At 67.3% G+C, this 13827-nt stretch carries 13 protein-coding genes; 7 read left to right on the top strand and 6 right to left on the bottom strand.

Annotation, left to right across the window (positions count from 1 at the left end; genetic code table 11):
* Window positions 1-177 precede the first annotated feature (177 nt).
* Window positions 178-1080: a phosphatase PAP2 family protein gene (locus AC57BR_RS18500; protein WP_496363181.1), complete on the top strand. Its 903-nt coding sequence runs from the start codon at window positions 178-180 to the stop codon at window positions 1078-1080.
* Between the two features lie 75 nt (window positions 1081-1155).
* On the opposite strand, the gene AC57BR_RS18495 is transcribed toward AC57BR_RS18500, so the two are convergent.
* Entirely contained in the window at window positions 1156-1842 is a 687-nt protein-coding gene (locus AC57BR_RS18495) for a DUF2848 domain-containing protein (protein ID WP_496363179.1), read from the bottom strand.
* Between the two features lie 149 nt (window positions 1843-1991).
* Here AC57BR_RS18495 and AC57BR_RS18490 point away from each other — a divergent pair, with 149 nt between their 5' ends.
* Window positions 1992-3374 (top strand): MFS transporter, encoded by a 1383-nt coding sequence (locus tag AC57BR_RS18490; protein WP_496363177.1) that lies wholly within the window; start codon window positions 1992-1994, stop codon window positions 3372-3374.
* A 75-nt stretch (window positions 3375-3449) separates the two neighbouring features.
* On the opposite strand, the gene AC57BR_RS18485 is transcribed toward AC57BR_RS18490, so the two are convergent.
* The gene (locus tag AC57BR_RS18485) at window positions 3450-4106 is read right to left on the bottom strand and encodes a GntR family transcriptional regulator (RefSeq protein ID WP_496363175.1); all 657 of its coding nucleotides are present in this window, start codon (window positions 4104-4106) and stop codon (window positions 3450-3452) included.
* A gap of 31 nt (window positions 4107-4137) precedes the next feature.
* On the opposite strand from AC57BR_RS18485, the gene AC57BR_RS18480 reads away from it, so the two are divergent.
* Window positions 4138-4932: a carbon-nitrogen hydrolase family protein gene (locus AC57BR_RS18480; RefSeq protein WP_496363174.1), complete on the top strand. Its 795-nt coding sequence runs from the start codon at window positions 4138-4140 to the stop codon at window positions 4930-4932.
* A gap of 64 nt (window positions 4933-4996) precedes the next feature.
* On the opposite strand, the gene AC57BR_RS18475 is transcribed toward AC57BR_RS18480, so the two are convergent.
* From AC57BR_RS18475 to AC57BR_RS18465, 3 genes are all read right to left on the bottom strand, one after another.
* Window positions 4997-5794: a putative hydro-lyase gene (locus tag AC57BR_RS18475; RefSeq protein ID WP_496363173.1), complete on the bottom strand. Its 798-nt coding sequence runs from the start codon at window positions 5792-5794 to the stop codon at window positions 4997-4999.
* Window positions 5791-7152, bottom strand: coding sequence for an MFS transporter (locus AC57BR_RS18470; RefSeq protein WP_496363172.1), 1362 nt, complete (start codon window positions 7150-7152; stop codon window positions 5791-5793). Before AC57BR_RS18470 ends, AC57BR_RS18475 begins: the two co-directional genes overlap by 4 nt.
* A gap of 342 nt (window positions 7153-7494) precedes the next feature.
* Window positions 7495-8190, bottom strand: coding sequence for a GntR family transcriptional regulator (locus tag AC57BR_RS18465; protein ID WP_496363171.1), 696 nt, complete (start codon window positions 8188-8190; stop codon window positions 7495-7497).
* A gap of 104 nt (window positions 8191-8294) precedes the next feature.
* Here AC57BR_RS18465 and AC57BR_RS18460 point away from each other — a divergent pair, with 104 nt between their 5' ends.
* The 4 genes from AC57BR_RS18460 to AC57BR_RS18445 all read left to right on the top strand — a co-directional run bounded on the left by AC57BR_RS18460 (window position 8295) and on the right by AC57BR_RS18445 (window position 13236).
* Complete coding sequence (locus AC57BR_RS18460) at window positions 8295-9053, top strand: LamB/YcsF family protein (RefSeq protein ID WP_496363351.1); 759 nt, start codon at window positions 8295-8297, stop codon at window positions 9051-9053.
* 25 nt (window positions 9054-9078) lie between these two features.
* A complete protein-coding gene (locus AC57BR_RS18455; RefSeq protein ID WP_496363169.1) occupies window positions 9079-10890 on the top strand; it encodes a 5-oxoprolinase subunit B/C family protein in 1812 nt (603 codons plus the stop codon).
* Complete coding sequence (locus tag AC57BR_RS18450) at window positions 10890-12656, top strand: acetyl/propionyl/methylcrotonyl-CoA carboxylase subunit alpha (protein ID WP_496363167.1); 1767 nt, start codon at window positions 10890-10892, stop codon at window positions 12654-12656. Before AC57BR_RS18455 ends, AC57BR_RS18450 begins: the two co-directional genes overlap by 1 nt.
* A 391-nt stretch (window positions 12657-13047) precedes the next feature.
* A complete protein-coding gene (locus tag AC57BR_RS18445) occupies window positions 13048-13236 on the top strand; it encodes a hypothetical protein (protein WP_306925890.1) in 189 nt (62 codons plus the stop codon).
* 91 nt (window positions 13237-13327) lie between these two features.
* Here the strand turns inward: AC57BR_RS18445 and AC57BR_RS18440 are convergent, their stop codons facing one another.
* Entirely contained in the window at window positions 13328-13825 is a 498-nt protein-coding gene (locus tag AC57BR_RS18440) for an SRPBCC family protein (RefSeq protein ID WP_496363165.1), read from the bottom strand.
* Window positions 13826-13827 lie beyond the last annotated feature (2 nt).

The following is a 13827-nucleotide window of genomic DNA, read 5'->3' as shown; positions in this document are numbered from 1 at the left end:
CACTGCCGCTGCAGCGGCTGAGGAAAGCGGACGACGGCGGGCGGTACCCGCCGTCGTCCGCTTTTCTGTTCCCGTGGGCGCTTGTTCCCGTGGACCGCCCGGGAGACAACAAGTAAGGTTGCTTACTAAACGCATGCTGCCGAGTTCGCCGCGAATGACGAGAGACAGGACCCCGCATTGCCTGACGAACCGTTGACCGACAAACCGTTGCCCTACGGACCCCTGACCGACAAGCAGGGAACACCGCAAACTGGCGTGCGCGGCGAACTCCGCCAGGACACATCCGTCGGAGGCAAGGACCTCACCCGCTGGCAGAGCCGGTTCGGCCGCCTTCTGGTCGGAGCCGTCCAGCGGATCAGCCAGATCCTGGGGCCGCACGGCGCCCTGATCCTGACTCTGACGCTGGGGGCCGTCATCGCCGCCGTCCTGACCGCTGCCTTTGCTGAGGTGTACGAGTCGGTGGTCCGCGCCGACGGGGTGGCCGGCCTGGACCATCCGGTGCTCGCCGCCGGCAAGAGCCTGCGCTCCCCCGGCCTTGACATGGCGATTACTGCCTTCACCGACGTGGGCGGCACCATCGGCATGCCAATCCTGGCCCTGACCGTCATGGGCTCCCTGGCCTACCGGCGGCGATCCTGGACGCCCGTCATTCTGATTGTCACGGCGGGCTTGGGCTCCCTGCTGATGACCATCGCGGGGAAGCGGCTTATCGGCCGTACCCGCCCCGACCTGAGCGACGCCGTTCCGCCCTACGAACACTCGGCCTCGTTTCCCAGCGGCCATTCCCTGAATGCGGTGGTGATCGCGGGGATCGTTGCCTACCTGATCATCCTGCGGCTAAAGACGGCCCGGAGCCGCGTCCTCACCGGTGCGGCTGCCGCGGTTTTCGCCGCGGCCATGGGCCTGAGCAGGGTATACCTGGGCCATCACTGGCTCACCGACGTTCTCGCCGCGTGGGCGCTCGGGGCGGCCTGGCTGGCACTCGTGATCACCGCCCACCGGCTTTACCTGACAGTGCGGAAACGGCGGGCCCGCGGGGAGGTCCCAGCCGGAACGGCACCCGGAGCGGGACGAGCTTAAGGCGGGACGCGCCTAAGGCGCGGACGACGGCGGGAGGTTCCCGCCGTCGTCGTCCTGCCTTAGCAGCAGGAATCGTCAGCCGATCGGCTCGGCCATCTGTTCCACCACATACTGGACGTCCACGGAGGTGCCCGTCACCGGATCGGCCATCTCCACCTTCCAGCTGCGGGCAAACTGGTTCACACCGCCGGTCATGGCCACCGTGCCGGAGATGAGCACCGTGCCGGGGGCGTTGAGGCCGCGCTCAGTGAGGACGTCCAGCCAGTAGTCCGGTGTCAACAAGGCTTCCAGCGAGCTGTCCTGGATGAGGGTGTCGGGGGTGTCGCCCTCCCCCACCCAGGCCCTGAGGGTGATCTGGTCCAGGTGGTCCCGGACGTCATCCAGCCGCCAGGCCTTGCGGCCCAGCACGTCCGGGCCCGCGTTCTTGCTCCAGGCCACACCGTGCACCTCGAGCGCGCGGTCCGTATGGTCACAGGCGACCGTGAGCAGCACGCCATCCTCAGTGACGATAAGGGCCCACTCCGCCTCCCCGGAGGTGCGCTCATGCTGCACCCGGACTTCCGATACCTGTTGGGCCAGATAGGGGGACACTGGATACAGGGCGGGAGTAGTAGCCGGGCCCGGAACGCCAAGTTCAGCGAGCTCAGCGATATGGGCCTGGACTTCATCCTGCTCACGCCCCGCGTAGCCGGCATTCAGGAGGTGCCTGACCTCCACATCCTGCGTGCGGCCGTCCGGTAGTTCGAAGCTCAGAGTCGTCATCGTGGATCCATCCTTTGCATGTGCTGCTACAGAAATTTTTACTAACCGGAAACCGGAAACGGTCGCCAATGTACATCCAGTATGCGTAATGTATACATTTAACGCCAGCGTGACAGGCGTCACTTGAAAACCTCGTGGAGGACAACACCATGGCCAACGCTCCAGTTCCGGGTCCCGGCACAGCGCCGCATCCGCACAAGACGATCCACCCCAAGGGCCTGTACAAGGCCTTTGCCGCCAGCCTTACCGGCACCGCGCTCGAGTGGTACGACTTCGCCGTCTACTCGGCGGCGGCCGCCGTCGTATTTCCCGTCGTCTTCTTCCCGGCGACCGACCCCCTGACCGGGACGGTCCTCGCCTTCTCCACCTACGCCGTCGGCTACGTTTCCCGCCCGGTCGGCGGCATCATCTTCGGCCGGCTCGGGGACCGCATCGGCCGCAAGAAGGTCCTGGTGACCACGCTAATGATCATCGGCGTGGCCACAGTGCTCATCGGCGTGCTGCCCGGCTACGCAAACATCGGCGCTACGGCAGGAATCCTCCTGGTTCTGCTGCGGTTCGCGCAGGGCGTGGGTGTGGGCGGCGAATGGGGCGGCGCCGTCCTGCTCTCCAGCGAATACGGCGATCCGCACCGCCGCGGCTTCTGGGCTTCCGCGGCCCAGGTGGGTCCGCCCGCCGGCAACCTGCTGGCCAACGGCGCACTCGCCGTCCTGACCGTCGCGCTCACGGAGGAGCAGTTCCTGAGCTTCGGCTGGCGCATCGCGTTCCTGGTCTCGGCCGTGCTGGTCGGTTTCGGCCTCTGGATCCGGCTCAAGCTGGAGGACACCCCCATCTTCAAGGCCATCGAGGCCCACGGCGAACAGCCGCATGCCCCCGTCCGCGAGGTCTTCAGCAAGGAACTCCGTCCGCTGATCGCCGCCATCCTGTGCCGCGTGGGACCGGACGTGCTGTACGCCCTGTTCACGGTCTTTACGCTCACCTACGGCATCCAGGTCCTGGGCTACGAACGGAACCAGGTGCTGACCGCCGTCCTGATCGGCTCCGCCTTCCAGCTGTTCATGATTCCGCTGGCCGGCGCCGTCTCCGACCGCTTCAACCGCCGCCTGGTCTACGGCGTCGGCGCCGTGGTGGGGGCAGTGTGGACGTTCGTCTTCTTCGGCGTCCTGGGCGGCAACAACCAGCCGATGCTCATCGTGGGAATTGTGCTCGGCCTGATGGCCCACTCCTTCATGTACGGTCCGCAGGCGGCCTTCATCGTGGAGCAGTTCTCCCCGCGGCTCCGGTCCACCGGCAGCTCGCTGGCGTACACGTTTGCCGGCGTGATCGGCGGCGCCATAGCGCCCCTGCTGTTCACGGTGCTGCTCGCCGAGTTCGGCACCTGGATTCCGGTAGCCATTTACGTGGCCGTGGCCGCAGCGGTGACGTTGGTGGGGCTGGCGCTCGGCCGGGACAACGACACTATTGAAGATATGGACTACCGGCTGCTCCTGGAAGGCTCCGCCTCGGCCCGCCAGCAGTCAGGCACTGTCTAGTCCTCCTACCGAGTTTTTGTACAGATATTGGGCGCTAAAGGCCTCCGAAGTCCCATTATCTGTACAAAAACTCCATCAGGTGCGGAGCAGGATGTCGCGGGTGACGGCCAGGTGATGGTCGATGGCCTCCTGCGCCTTCGCCGCGTCCCCGGACACCAGGGCATCGAGGATGTCCTGGTGTTCGGAGCACACCTGCTGGCGCCTGCCTCCCGTCCGGAACAGGGCGGAAACCCCGACGACGATCTGCCGGACGTGCAGTTTGCTGTAGGTCCGGGAGATGAGCTCGTTGCCGGCAGCGTCGATGAGCTGCTGGTGGAAGAGGGTGTCCAGACGGATAAACTCCTGGGCGGCTTCCGCGCCTTCGTTCTTGGGCAGCCCGGACTGCTGGTCGAGGGTGTCCTGCATCTTGTCCGCCGGGACGCTCCGGTGCTCGATGACGAGACGGGCGGCATGGCTTTCCAGCACCCCGCGCAGCTCCATCAGCTCCGAGATTTCGCGGCCGGTCACCGGGGGGACGTAGGCCCCGCGCTGCGGGATCAGTTCCACCAGCCCGTCCGAGACCAGCAGCAGCAGGGCCTCGCGGACCGGGGTGCGGGAGACACCGATTTCGGCGGCCAGCTCCTGCTCGTTGAGGAAGCGTCCCTGCATTTCCGGGTCGGTCAGGATGTTTTCACGCAGATAGGCGTACGCCTTCTCCCGGCCGGACGCTGCTGTCCCCGAACTTTTTCGCATACATCAGGTATACAACAGAGAGAGAAGATCCATGCGTTTAGCAGTTGCCCAAATCGTCACAGGCGCCGACCTGGCGGCCAATCTCGAGCTGATCCGAGAATACGCCACCCGGGCAAAGGCGGCCGGCGCAGAGCTGGTGGTGTTCCCTGAGGCGGCCATGCGCGCCTTCGGCAATCCGCTGGCAGAGATCGCCGAACCGCTGGACGGGCCGTGGGCCACCGCGGTCCGGGACATTGCCCGGGAACTGGACATCGCCGTCGTGGCTGGCATGTTCACACCCGGGGAAGGCGGGCGGGTGCGCAACACGCTTCTGGTCACTGGCCCGGGGCTCAACACGTCCTATGACAAGATCCACCTCTTTGACGCCTTCGGATTTGCCGAATCCGATTCGGTGGATGCGGGAACATCGCCGGTGACCTTCGAGCTCAACGGCACCACCATCGGACTGGCCACCTGCTACGACGTGCGCTTCCCTGCGCTCTTCACGGCCAACGCCAGGGCCGGTGCCGCCATCAACATCGTCTGCGCCTCCTGGGGTGCCGGCGTTGGCAAGGCGGAGCAGTGGGACCTGCTGGTCCGCGCCCGGGCGGTGGACAGCACCACCTTTGTGGTGGCCTGCGGCCAAGGCGATCCGGCAACCCTCGGGCTGCCGTCCGCCGGCGCGGCGCCCACCGGGATCGGCCACAGTGCGGTGGTGTCGCCGATGGGTTCCCCGCTGATGGCGCTGGGCGGCGAACCGGAACTGGCCGTGGTCGACGTCGACCCGTCCATCATCCCGGACGTCCGCGGAAAGCTGCCCGTGCTTGCGAACGCCAGGAGCTTCTAAGCAGGCTTGTACAAAGGCGGGGCAGGGCCACACTCAGTGGCCCTGCCCCGCCTATGTTCTGCCCTTATGTGCCTGCCGGAACCCGGTACGTGCTCTCCGGAACGTCGGTGATGAACATGTGTCCGGGGGCGTGGCTGATCGCAAAGGCCGGCCCGGATGCCATCACCGCGCTCTGCGGCGTTACCCCGCAGGCCCAGAACACCGGGACTTCTCCAGGCCGGATGTCCACGGCGTCGCCGAAGTCGGGGCGCGCAAGGTCGGCAATGCCGAGCTCGCCGGGTGATCCGACGTGGACTGGCGCACCGTGGACCTTCGGCACCTCCGCGGTCACCCTGACAGCCGTGTCCACCAGTTCAGCCGGCATGGGCCGCATCGAGACGACCATCGGACCGTGAATCCGCCCTACCGGGGTGCACTCGACGTTCGTGCGGTACATGGGGACGTTGCGCCCCGTCTCGGTGTGGCGGAGCGGGATGCCCTCGGCGGCAAGCGCAGCCTCGAAGGTGAAGCTGCAGCCGATGAGCACCCCCACCATGTCGTCGCGCCAGAGCGAGCGGACATCGGGGACCTCGGCGGCCAGGACGCCGTCCTTCCACACCCGGTAGGCGGGGATGTCGGTGCGGATGTCTGAGCCCGCGGCGAGGGAACTTTCGTACGTTCCCGCGGGAATGACGTCGATGACGGGACAGGGTTTCGGATTGAGCCTGCAGAACTCGAGAAACTCGTCTGCGTAATCCGCGGTCACGGCGATCAGGTTGGCCTGGGTATAGCCATCGCTCCAGCCGGAGGTGGGCGTGACCAGGCCGTCGCGGAACTGCCGGCGGGCCTCGGCCGGGGTCAGGAGGGCGTTCGCCGGCGTCATCGGGCTGTGCTTTCGGCCTCGTCTGCTGACGCCCGCAGGTATTCCTCGTCCTCGGCCACATTCGAGTCACGGCCGAGGGCAAGACCCACCACCGTCAGAAGGCATGCAACGCTGAGGTAGATGGCCACGGGGACCCAGCTGTGGAAGGTGCTCTGCAGCAGGGTGAACATGAACGGTGCAATGGCTCCGCCGATGATGCCGGCGAAGGTGTAGGCCAGGGAGCTGCCTGTGGAGCGGAGCCGCGGGGAGAACTGCTCGACGACGAACGCGGCCTGCGGTCCGTACATGAAGGAGTGGCAAAGCAGGCCCAGCACAGTGCCCACCACGAGCATCACCGGGGAGCGGCCCTCCAGCACGATGAAGAACAGGAAGCCCCAGACGGCCGCAGCAACTGCCGCGATGCCGTAGAGGAGGCGCCGGTTAATCCGGTCGGAGAGGGCACCCGCGAGCGGCATCGTGAAGAGCTGCAGGCCCGAGCCGATGAGCACGGCAAGGAGGACCTGCCCGCGGTCGAAGCCGAGTTCCTGGATGCCGTAGGTCAGGGTGAAGACGGTGCAGAGCGCGTACGTGACGTCCGGCCCGATGCGGCTGAGCATGGCGGCCAGGAGGGGGCGGCGCTGGGTGGCGAGGAGTTCGCGGATGGGGGCTTTGGGCTGCTCGCCCCGGGCTTCCATGGCCTTGAAGACGGGGGTGTCTTCAAGCTTCAGCCGGATCCACAGCCCGAACGCAACCAGCAGCGCCGAGATCAGGAAGGCGATCCGCCAGCCGTAGTCCAGGAACGCCTGCTCGGACAGGGCCAGGGTGAGGACGGCGAGCGCGCCGTTGGCCAGGAGGTTTCCGGCGGGCGGGCCGATCTGCGCCGCGGAGGCCCAGAAGCCGCGCCGGCTGGGTTCGCCGAATTCGCTGGACAGCAGGACGGCGCCGCCCCATTCACCGCCGACACCAACACCCTGCGCGAACCTCAGGAAGACGAGGATCGCCGGGGCGATGATCCCGATGTTGCCGTAGGTGGGCAGCAGGCCGATGAGGAAGGTGGCCACGCCAATCAGCATCAGGGTGAAGACCAGGATCTTCTTGCGGCCGATCTCATCGCCCAGCCGGCCAAAGATGATGCCGCCGACCGGCCGGGAAATGTAGCCCACCGCGTACGTCGAGAACGCCAGCAGGGTCCCCGTCACCGGGTCCGACGCCGGGAAGAAGATCAGCGGGAAAACGATGGCGGCCGCCGCGGAGTAGACAGCGAAGTCGTAGAACTCCAGCGCGGTCCCGGTGAGGCTGGCCGCGAACGCCTTGTACATGTCCTTGCGCCCGACGGCGGGCCGGGTGCCTGCGGAGGCCATTGCGGATTGATTGGCCATTTGTTCCTCCATGAAGAGTGTTAAGTCATCCGCGTTGCTACGGATGCGCTGGAGCGCCAGCCTGCCCGGCCTGCGACGTTGACAGGGGCGCGGGCACTGAGGCTGATTGGCGGCTTTCCCCTGGACAGCCACCGAAAGCGGAGCATTCTGTTGGATTGTGGAAATGTAGAACAATCCAAACTTGTTGAACAATGTACGCGACCTGGATCACACCGTCAAGAGGGTCGCACCGCCAAGGGCAGGGCTGAGCGCGCCAGTTAAGCGCGTACGGACACTTGTGGCCCTCTGAAGTGGGCCGCAAGTGTCCGTTCGCGCTATTGAGGTGGTGAAAAAAGGCGCCGGCTAGGACGAGTGGACAGCCGTCTGATGCTCCTCGGACCTGTCGAGGTAGGCCAGGAGCCGTTCAGCCGCCCGCTCATACTCCCCGGCCTCCAGGGCCGTGCAGATGTGTTCGTTCTCGGCCAGGTAGTCCTGGTAGAACCCGCCGTCAATGGAGGCCTTGTGGAAGAACAGCCGCATCTCGGCCAGCACCTGGGACATGATGGTGTTGAGGCGCTCGCTGCCGGCCATGGCCACGAGGGCACCGTGAAAGTGCTGGTTGGCGCTACCAAGCCCTTCGCTGTCGCCAGCCTCGGCCGCGCGCTTTCCTTCTTCCACGGCCGCGCGCACGGCCGCAACGCTTTCGGCACTGCCGCCACCCCGCACGGCGCTGACTTCGATGGCACGCCGTACGGCGTAGACGTCGTGGATGTCGCTGACCTCGAGGCTGGCGACAAAGACGCCGCGGTTGGGCTGGCGGACCACCAGCCGCTCGCTGGCGAGTTCGGCGAATGCCTCGCGCACAGTGTTGCGGGAGACCCCGAGCTCCTCGGAAAGCGCTTCTTCCTTCAGCTTTGTCCCGGGAGGAAGCCCCCCTTCAGCGATCTGGAGCCGCAACTCGCTCGCAACCCGGGTGGCCACCGACGGCACAGCCACGCGCAGCCGCGCCGCGCCGGATGCTGCTCGCTCCGTTGATTCCTGCGGGTTCACTGTGGCCATACACCGAATTTACACGAGCCAACCACAATCGGATTGTTGAATTGTTGAACATTTCCGCTGGAGGGTGCATCCTTGTGTAAGGACGAGTTGAGATGAGGGTCACAATGCACGCAATAGATTTGAACAGCGACGTCGGTGAATCCTTCGGGCGATGGAGCCTGGGAGACGACGCAGCAATGATGGCCTCCGTGTCGAGCGCCAACGTCGCCTGCGGTTTCCATGCGGGTGATCCCAGCGTCATCCGGGCAACCTGCGAGGCAGCCGCCAAGGCCGGCGTGGTGGTCGGGGCCCACGTTGGCTACCGCGATCTGGCCGGATTCGGCCGCCGGTACATGGACGTCGACCCCCGCGAACTGGCCGACGACGTCGTCTACCAGATCGGCGCGCTGCAGGCGCTGGCCGCAACGGCCGGCACCAGCGTCCGCTACGTGAAGCCGCATGGCGGCCTCTACAACGCCATCGTCCGCAACACCGCGCAGGCACGCGCCGTGGTGGACGCGGTGAAGTCGGTGGATCCCGGCCTGCCCATCCTTGGCCTGCCCGGCTCGGAAGTGCTGCGGCTCGCGGAGGCAGCCGGGCTCCGGGCCGTCTCCGAGGCCTTCGCGGACCGCGCCTACAACCCGGACGGCACGCTGACCTCGCGCTCCCAGCCCGGTTCTGTGCTGGAGGACCCGGAGACGGTTGCCGCCCGCGTCCTGCAGATGACCACCGGGCAGGCCATCAGCGCGGTCGACGGTTCGGACCTCAAGATCAGCGCGGAATCGGTGTGCGTCCACGGGGATTCTCCGGGAGCTGTGGCCATGGCCGTGGCTGTGAAGCGCGCGCTCGACACCGCTGGCATCAACATCAAAGCCTTCGTCTAGCATGAAGCGACGGATTCAGGACCCGATGGCAAACATCAACGCAGACACGCCCTTTGCATCATCCGGCCAGCCCGCGCCGGACGTCCGCCCCAACACCGCGCCCCCAAGCACCGCGCGTGCAAACACCACGCCCCCAGGCACCGCCCGCCCGGACCTTACGCGCCCCGGCAGGGTGCGCGCGGTGCGGCCGGTGGGAACGCGCACGGTCCTCGCCGAGCTATCCGGAACGCAGGACGTGCTCGCCCTGCAGGCCGTGCTCCTCGAGGACCCACTGCCGGGCCAGCAGGATGTCCTGGCTGCCGCCGAAACCGTCATGGTCAGGGCCGAATCGCCGGCCGCCGCCCGTCGGATCGGGCAGGCCCTCCTGGCGCTGGACCTCACGGCACCGGCTGAGCAGAGCGGCGGCCTGGTGGTCATTGACACCGTGTACGACGGCGAGGATCTCGCCGAAGTGGGGCAGCTGACCGGCCTCGGTGCCGACGGCGTCATCGCAGCCCACACGGGCCAGGTCTGGACCGTTGCCTTCGCGGGCTTCGCGCCCGGCTTCGGGTACATGGTGGGCGAGAACCAGGCGCTGGAGGTTCCGCGCCGGAGTTCCCCGCGCACCGCTGTCCCGGCAGGATCGGTCGCGCTGGCAGGGAACTACTCGGCCGTCTACCCGCGAAAGTCTCCGGGAGGCTGGCAGCTGATCGGCCGCACCGGAGCGAAGATGTGGGACCTCGACCGCCCCGAACCCGCGCTTGCCAGCCCGGGGCACCGCGTGCAGTTCCGCGCCGTCCGCGACGTGGTCCGGCTGGCAGGCCAGGACAGCGACCAAACCGACAGCCAGCAGCAAGCCCCGGCAACCACCTCCGGGCTCCGCGTCCTTGCGCCCGGAATCCACAGCCTCATCCAGGATCTGGGCCGGCAGGGGCATTCAGCCCTCGGTGTCTCCGCGGCCGGGGCGCTGGACCGGGCGTCGCTCCGCAGGGCAAACCGCCTGGTCGGGAACGCGTCGTCGGCCGCCGCCATCGAGACCGTCTCCGGCGGGCTCAGGGTCCAGGCCGTCGGGGACCAGGTCCTGGCCGTTGCGGGGGCACCGTCGGCACTCACCGTTTCGACGCCGTCGGCCTCCCCCGACGCGCCGGAAACCGGCGATGCACAGAACGGTGATGCACAGGACCGGCAGCGCACCGTTCCGGTGGCCGCACCGTTCGCCCTCCTGGACGGCGAAATCCTCACCATCGGGATTCCCGACGCCGGCTTCCGCAGCTACGTGGCTGTCCGTGGCGGCGTCGACGCGCCGCCGGTGCTGGGCAGCCGCTCCACGGACACCATGTCCGGCATCGGCCCGAAGCCTCTGGCGGCCGGCCAGCTGCTGCCCTCCGGCGGCGCGGCCGAGTCCGGGGTCGTGGGCAGTCCGGAAATCCAGCCCGACTATCCGCACGGCGGGGTCACGGTGCTGGACATCGTCCCGGGCCCGCGCGCGGACTGGTTCGACCAAGCCGCGATCGACTCCCTGTGCGGCCAGGACTGGACGGTCAAGCCGGAGTCCAACCGCGTGGGCATGAGGCTGCAGGGAACACCGCTGCAGCGCAGCCGGCAGGGCGAACTGCCCAGCGAAGGAACGGTGGCCGGTGCCATCCAGATGCCCCCGGAGGGCCTGCCCGTCCTTTTCCTCGCCGACCATCCCATCACGGGCGGCTACCCGGTGATCGGCGTGGTGGTGGACCACCAGCTCGACCTGGCCGCCCAGGTCCCGATCGGCGGGAGCATCCGCTTCCGCATCGCCCCCGAATCTGCCGCAGCCCCGGCCGGCCCCTCCGAAGAAGCTCCAGAAAGAAAAGCGAGTAACTGATGCACAAGGTCCTCATTGCCAACCGCGGCGAAATCGCCGTCCGCATCGCCCGGGCCTGCGACGACGCCCGGCTGGCCTCCGTGGCCGTGTACGCGGACATCGACGCGGACGCCATGCACGTCGCCGCCGCGGACGAGGCCTTCAGCCTCGGCGGCAACTCCCCGGCGGACACCTACCTGAACATCCCCAAGCTGCTCGATGTGGCAGCCAGGGCGGGAGCGGACGCCGTCCACCCCGGCTACGGCTTCCTGTCCGAGAACGCGGATTTCGCCCAGGCCGTGCTGGATGCCGGACTCGCCTGGATCGGGCCGTCGCCGGAGGCCATCCGCCAGCTCGGCAACAAAATCACCGCCCGCGAGATCGCCGTCCGCGCCGGAGCACCGCTCGTGGCGGGCAGCGACGGACCGGTGGAATCCGCCGCGGAGGCCCGCGCCTTCGCCGAAGAGCACGGCCTGCCGATCGCCATCAAGGCGGCCTTCGGCGGCGGCGGCCGCGGCCTGAAGGTGGTCCGGAACTTGGAGGAGATTGAGGAAGCCTTCGACTCAGCCGTCCGTGAGGCCGTGGCCGCGTTCGGCCGCGGCGAATGCTTCGTGGAGCGCTACCTGGACCGCCCGCGCCATGTCGAAGCCCAGGTCCTGGCTGACACGCACGGCAACGTCGTCGTCGTCGGAACCCGCGACTGCTCCCTCCAGCGCCGGCACCAGAAGCTGGTGGAGGAGGCCCCGGCGCCGTTCCTCAGCGAGGGGCAGCGGACCCAGATTTACGACGCCGCCAAGGCAGTTTGCCGGGAAGCCGGCTACTCGGGCGCGGGGACGGTGGAGTTTTTGGTCGCCGCCGACGGCACCGTCGCCTTCCTCGAGGTGAACACGCGGCTGCAGGTGGAACACCCCATTACCGAGGAGACCACGGGGATCGACCTGGTCCAGGAGCAGTTCCGGATCGCCGCCGGGGAACGGCTCCGCGTTACCGAGGATCCCGCCCCGCGCGGCCATGCCTTTGAATTCAGGATCAACGCCGAGGACGTGGGGCGCGGCTTCCTGCCCTCCCCCGGGACCATCGGCGACTTCACCGCCCCCACCGGTCCCGGCATCCGGCTGGACACCGGAGTCCGGTCCGGCTCCTTCGTGGCACCGCAGTTCGACTCGCTCCTGGCGAAGCTGATCGTCACCGGCGCCGACCGCCAGCAGGCGCTGCGGCGGGCGCGCCGGGCCCTGGCCGAGATCAGCATCACCGGCGTGGCCACCGTCCTGCCGTTCCACCGCGCGGTGGTGGAGGCTCCGGACTTCGTTTCCGAGGCCGGGCTGGACGTCCACACCCGCTGGATCGAGACGGACTTCGCGGACAGCATCCTCGCCGATCCTGACTTCAGCCCCACCAGTCCCGAGGGCCGCCGGCGCACCATCACCGTGGACGTCGACGGCCGCCGGCTCGCCGTCGGGCTGCCCGCCGACCTGCTGGATGGCTGGGCGCGTTCAGGCCAGGCGCTTCCCGCCGGCCTGGGGGTTTCCGCCGCCGGCCCGTCCGGCAGCGGCTCCCCGGACGGCGCCTCTGACCCGGCGGAACTCCGCGCCGCCATGAGCGGCACCGTGGTGAAGTGGCTCGTGGAACCGGGCACCGATGTGACCGCCGGCGATCCCGTGGTGGTCCTGGAAGCGATGAAAATGGAAACCAGTGTTCCCGCCCACCGGGGCGGCGTCCTTTCCGGCGTCGCCGCCAGCCCGGGCGACGTGATCACCTCAGGCTCGGTCCTCGCGCTTATCGGCTAAGCCGCTGACCGGCTCCGCCACCCTGCGCGAACGTACACTTGGGGCCCTTGGGAAGCGTTTCCTGAGGGCCTCAAGTGTACGTTCGCGCTGAATGTGGGGAGGCTCACGCGTGCCATGCACCGCGCCGTGGGTTGTGTGTCAAACCTCACCCTCCGATTCGGGTCAAATCGGTTGAAAAGCCTTCCCGCGCCTGTGCATCATGGAATGGAACCACAGAGGAATACGCTTTCCTACGACGGTTTAGAAGTTCAAACACAACAAAATCCTGGTGGACGCAATGAGGCCAAACCGGTGAGCTCGTCGAGCTGCCTTAGGCCTCCGAGCGTTTTCTGGGCCGACCTGTTCCGCGGCATCGCATTGGCGCTATGCCCAGACACGAAAGCACTGAGAAATGACCTTTGAAACCGCCGAATCAATGACGATCAAAATCTGGGACCGTTCTGCAGTGAACCACACGCTGGAGACGCTGGTGCACGATTTTTCCCGCCGGGCCAACGCACAGAAGAGTGACGTCGCCGTCACCCTCAGCGGCCCGAACACCTTCACGCTCAGCCTGAACACCGCAGGCGCTGCACTCTAGTCAGTACCCCGGACAAAACGTAAGAGGACGACGGCGGGACATTCCCGCCGTCGTCCTCTTACGTTTTTGATCTGAATAGCAGAGCAGCGCGTCAGGCGCGGGAGTGCTCGGCCAGGAGGGCGTCGATCTGCCCTGCGGCCTCCTTCATGCCGTCCTCCATGCCCATCTCGATCATCTTGTTCATCTGTTCTTCGGATTCGAAGACGGACTGGACGGTCATCCGGGTGCGGCCGCCGATGTCCTCGAGCGTGACGGTGGCGTGCGTGGTGCCCATCGCCTCCACCGGGGCGCCGTTGTCGTCGGCGAATCCGTCGTCGAACTCGAGGCGGTTCGGTGCCTGGATGTCGGTGATGCGCCACCAGCCGCCGGCCTTCTCGCCCTCCGGGCCGGTCATGTAATAGGAAGCCTCTCCGCCGGGGGTGAATTCGTACTGGCTGAACGTTGCCGGCCAGGTGGGCGGACCCCACCAGCGCTCGAGCTGCCGCGGGTCTTCCCAGATCTGCCAGACGCGCTTCACGTCAGCGTCGAACTCTGCCACGAGGATGAAGCTGAGCGCCTCTGGATTCTTGGTGGAACTGATAACCGTCATTG

The organism is Arthrobacter sp. BGA-UO-ETr-C19 (assembly GCF_059568005.1).
Note: the sequence above shows the minus strand (reverse complement) of the source record. Positions and strands in the feature narration are given on the sequence as shown.

What these genes read in the sequence shown, in the direction of transcription:
- AC57BR_RS18485 (WP_496363175.1), bottom strand. Translation starts at nt 4,106, where the DNA reads ATGCGAAAAAGTTCGGGGACAGCAGCGTCCGGCCGGGAGAAGGCGTAC.
- AC57BR_RS18490 (WP_496363177.1), top strand. Translation starts at nt 1,992, where the DNA reads ATGGCCAACGCTCCAGTTCCGGGTCCCGGCACAGCGCCGCATCCGCAC.
- AC57BR_RS18465 (WP_496363171.1), bottom strand. Translation starts at nt 8,190, where the DNA reads ATGGCCACAGTGAACCCGCAGGAATCAACGGAGCGAGCAGCATCCGGC.
- AC57BR_RS18450 (WP_496363167.1), top strand. Translation starts at nt 10,890, where the DNA reads ATGCACAAGGTCCTCATTGCCAACCGCGGCGAAATCGCCGTCCGCATC.
- AC57BR_RS18445 (WP_306925890.1), top strand. Translation starts at nt 13,048, where the DNA reads ATGACCTTTGAAACCGCCGAATCAATGACGATCAAAATCTGGGACCGT.
- AC57BR_RS18470 (WP_496363172.1), bottom strand. Translation starts at nt 7,152, where the DNA reads ATGGCCAATCAATCCGCAATGGCCTCCGCAGGCACCCGGCCCGCCGTC.
- AC57BR_RS18475 (WP_496363173.1), bottom strand. Translation starts at nt 5,794, where the DNA reads ATGACGCCGGCGAACGCCCTCCTGACCCCGGCCGAGGCCCGCCGGCAG.
- AC57BR_RS18460 (WP_496363351.1), top strand. Translation starts at nt 8,295, where the DNA reads ATGCACGCAATAGATTTGAACAGCGACGTCGGTGAATCCTTCGGGCGA.
- AC57BR_RS18495 (WP_496363179.1), bottom strand. Translation starts at nt 1,842, where the DNA reads ATGACGACTCTGAGCTTCGAACTACCGGACGGCCGCACGCAGGATGTG.
- AC57BR_RS18480 (WP_496363174.1), top strand. Translation starts at nt 4,138, where the DNA reads ATGCGTTTAGCAGTTGCCCAAATCGTCACAGGCGCCGACCTGGCGGCC.
- AC57BR_RS18455 (WP_496363169.1), top strand. Translation starts at nt 9,079, where the DNA reads ATGGCAAACATCAACGCAGACACGCCCTTTGCATCATCCGGCCAGCCC.
- AC57BR_RS18440 (WP_496363165.1), bottom strand. Translation starts at nt 13,825, where the DNA reads ATGACGGTTATCAGTTCCACCAAGAATCCAGAGGCGCTCAGCTTCATC.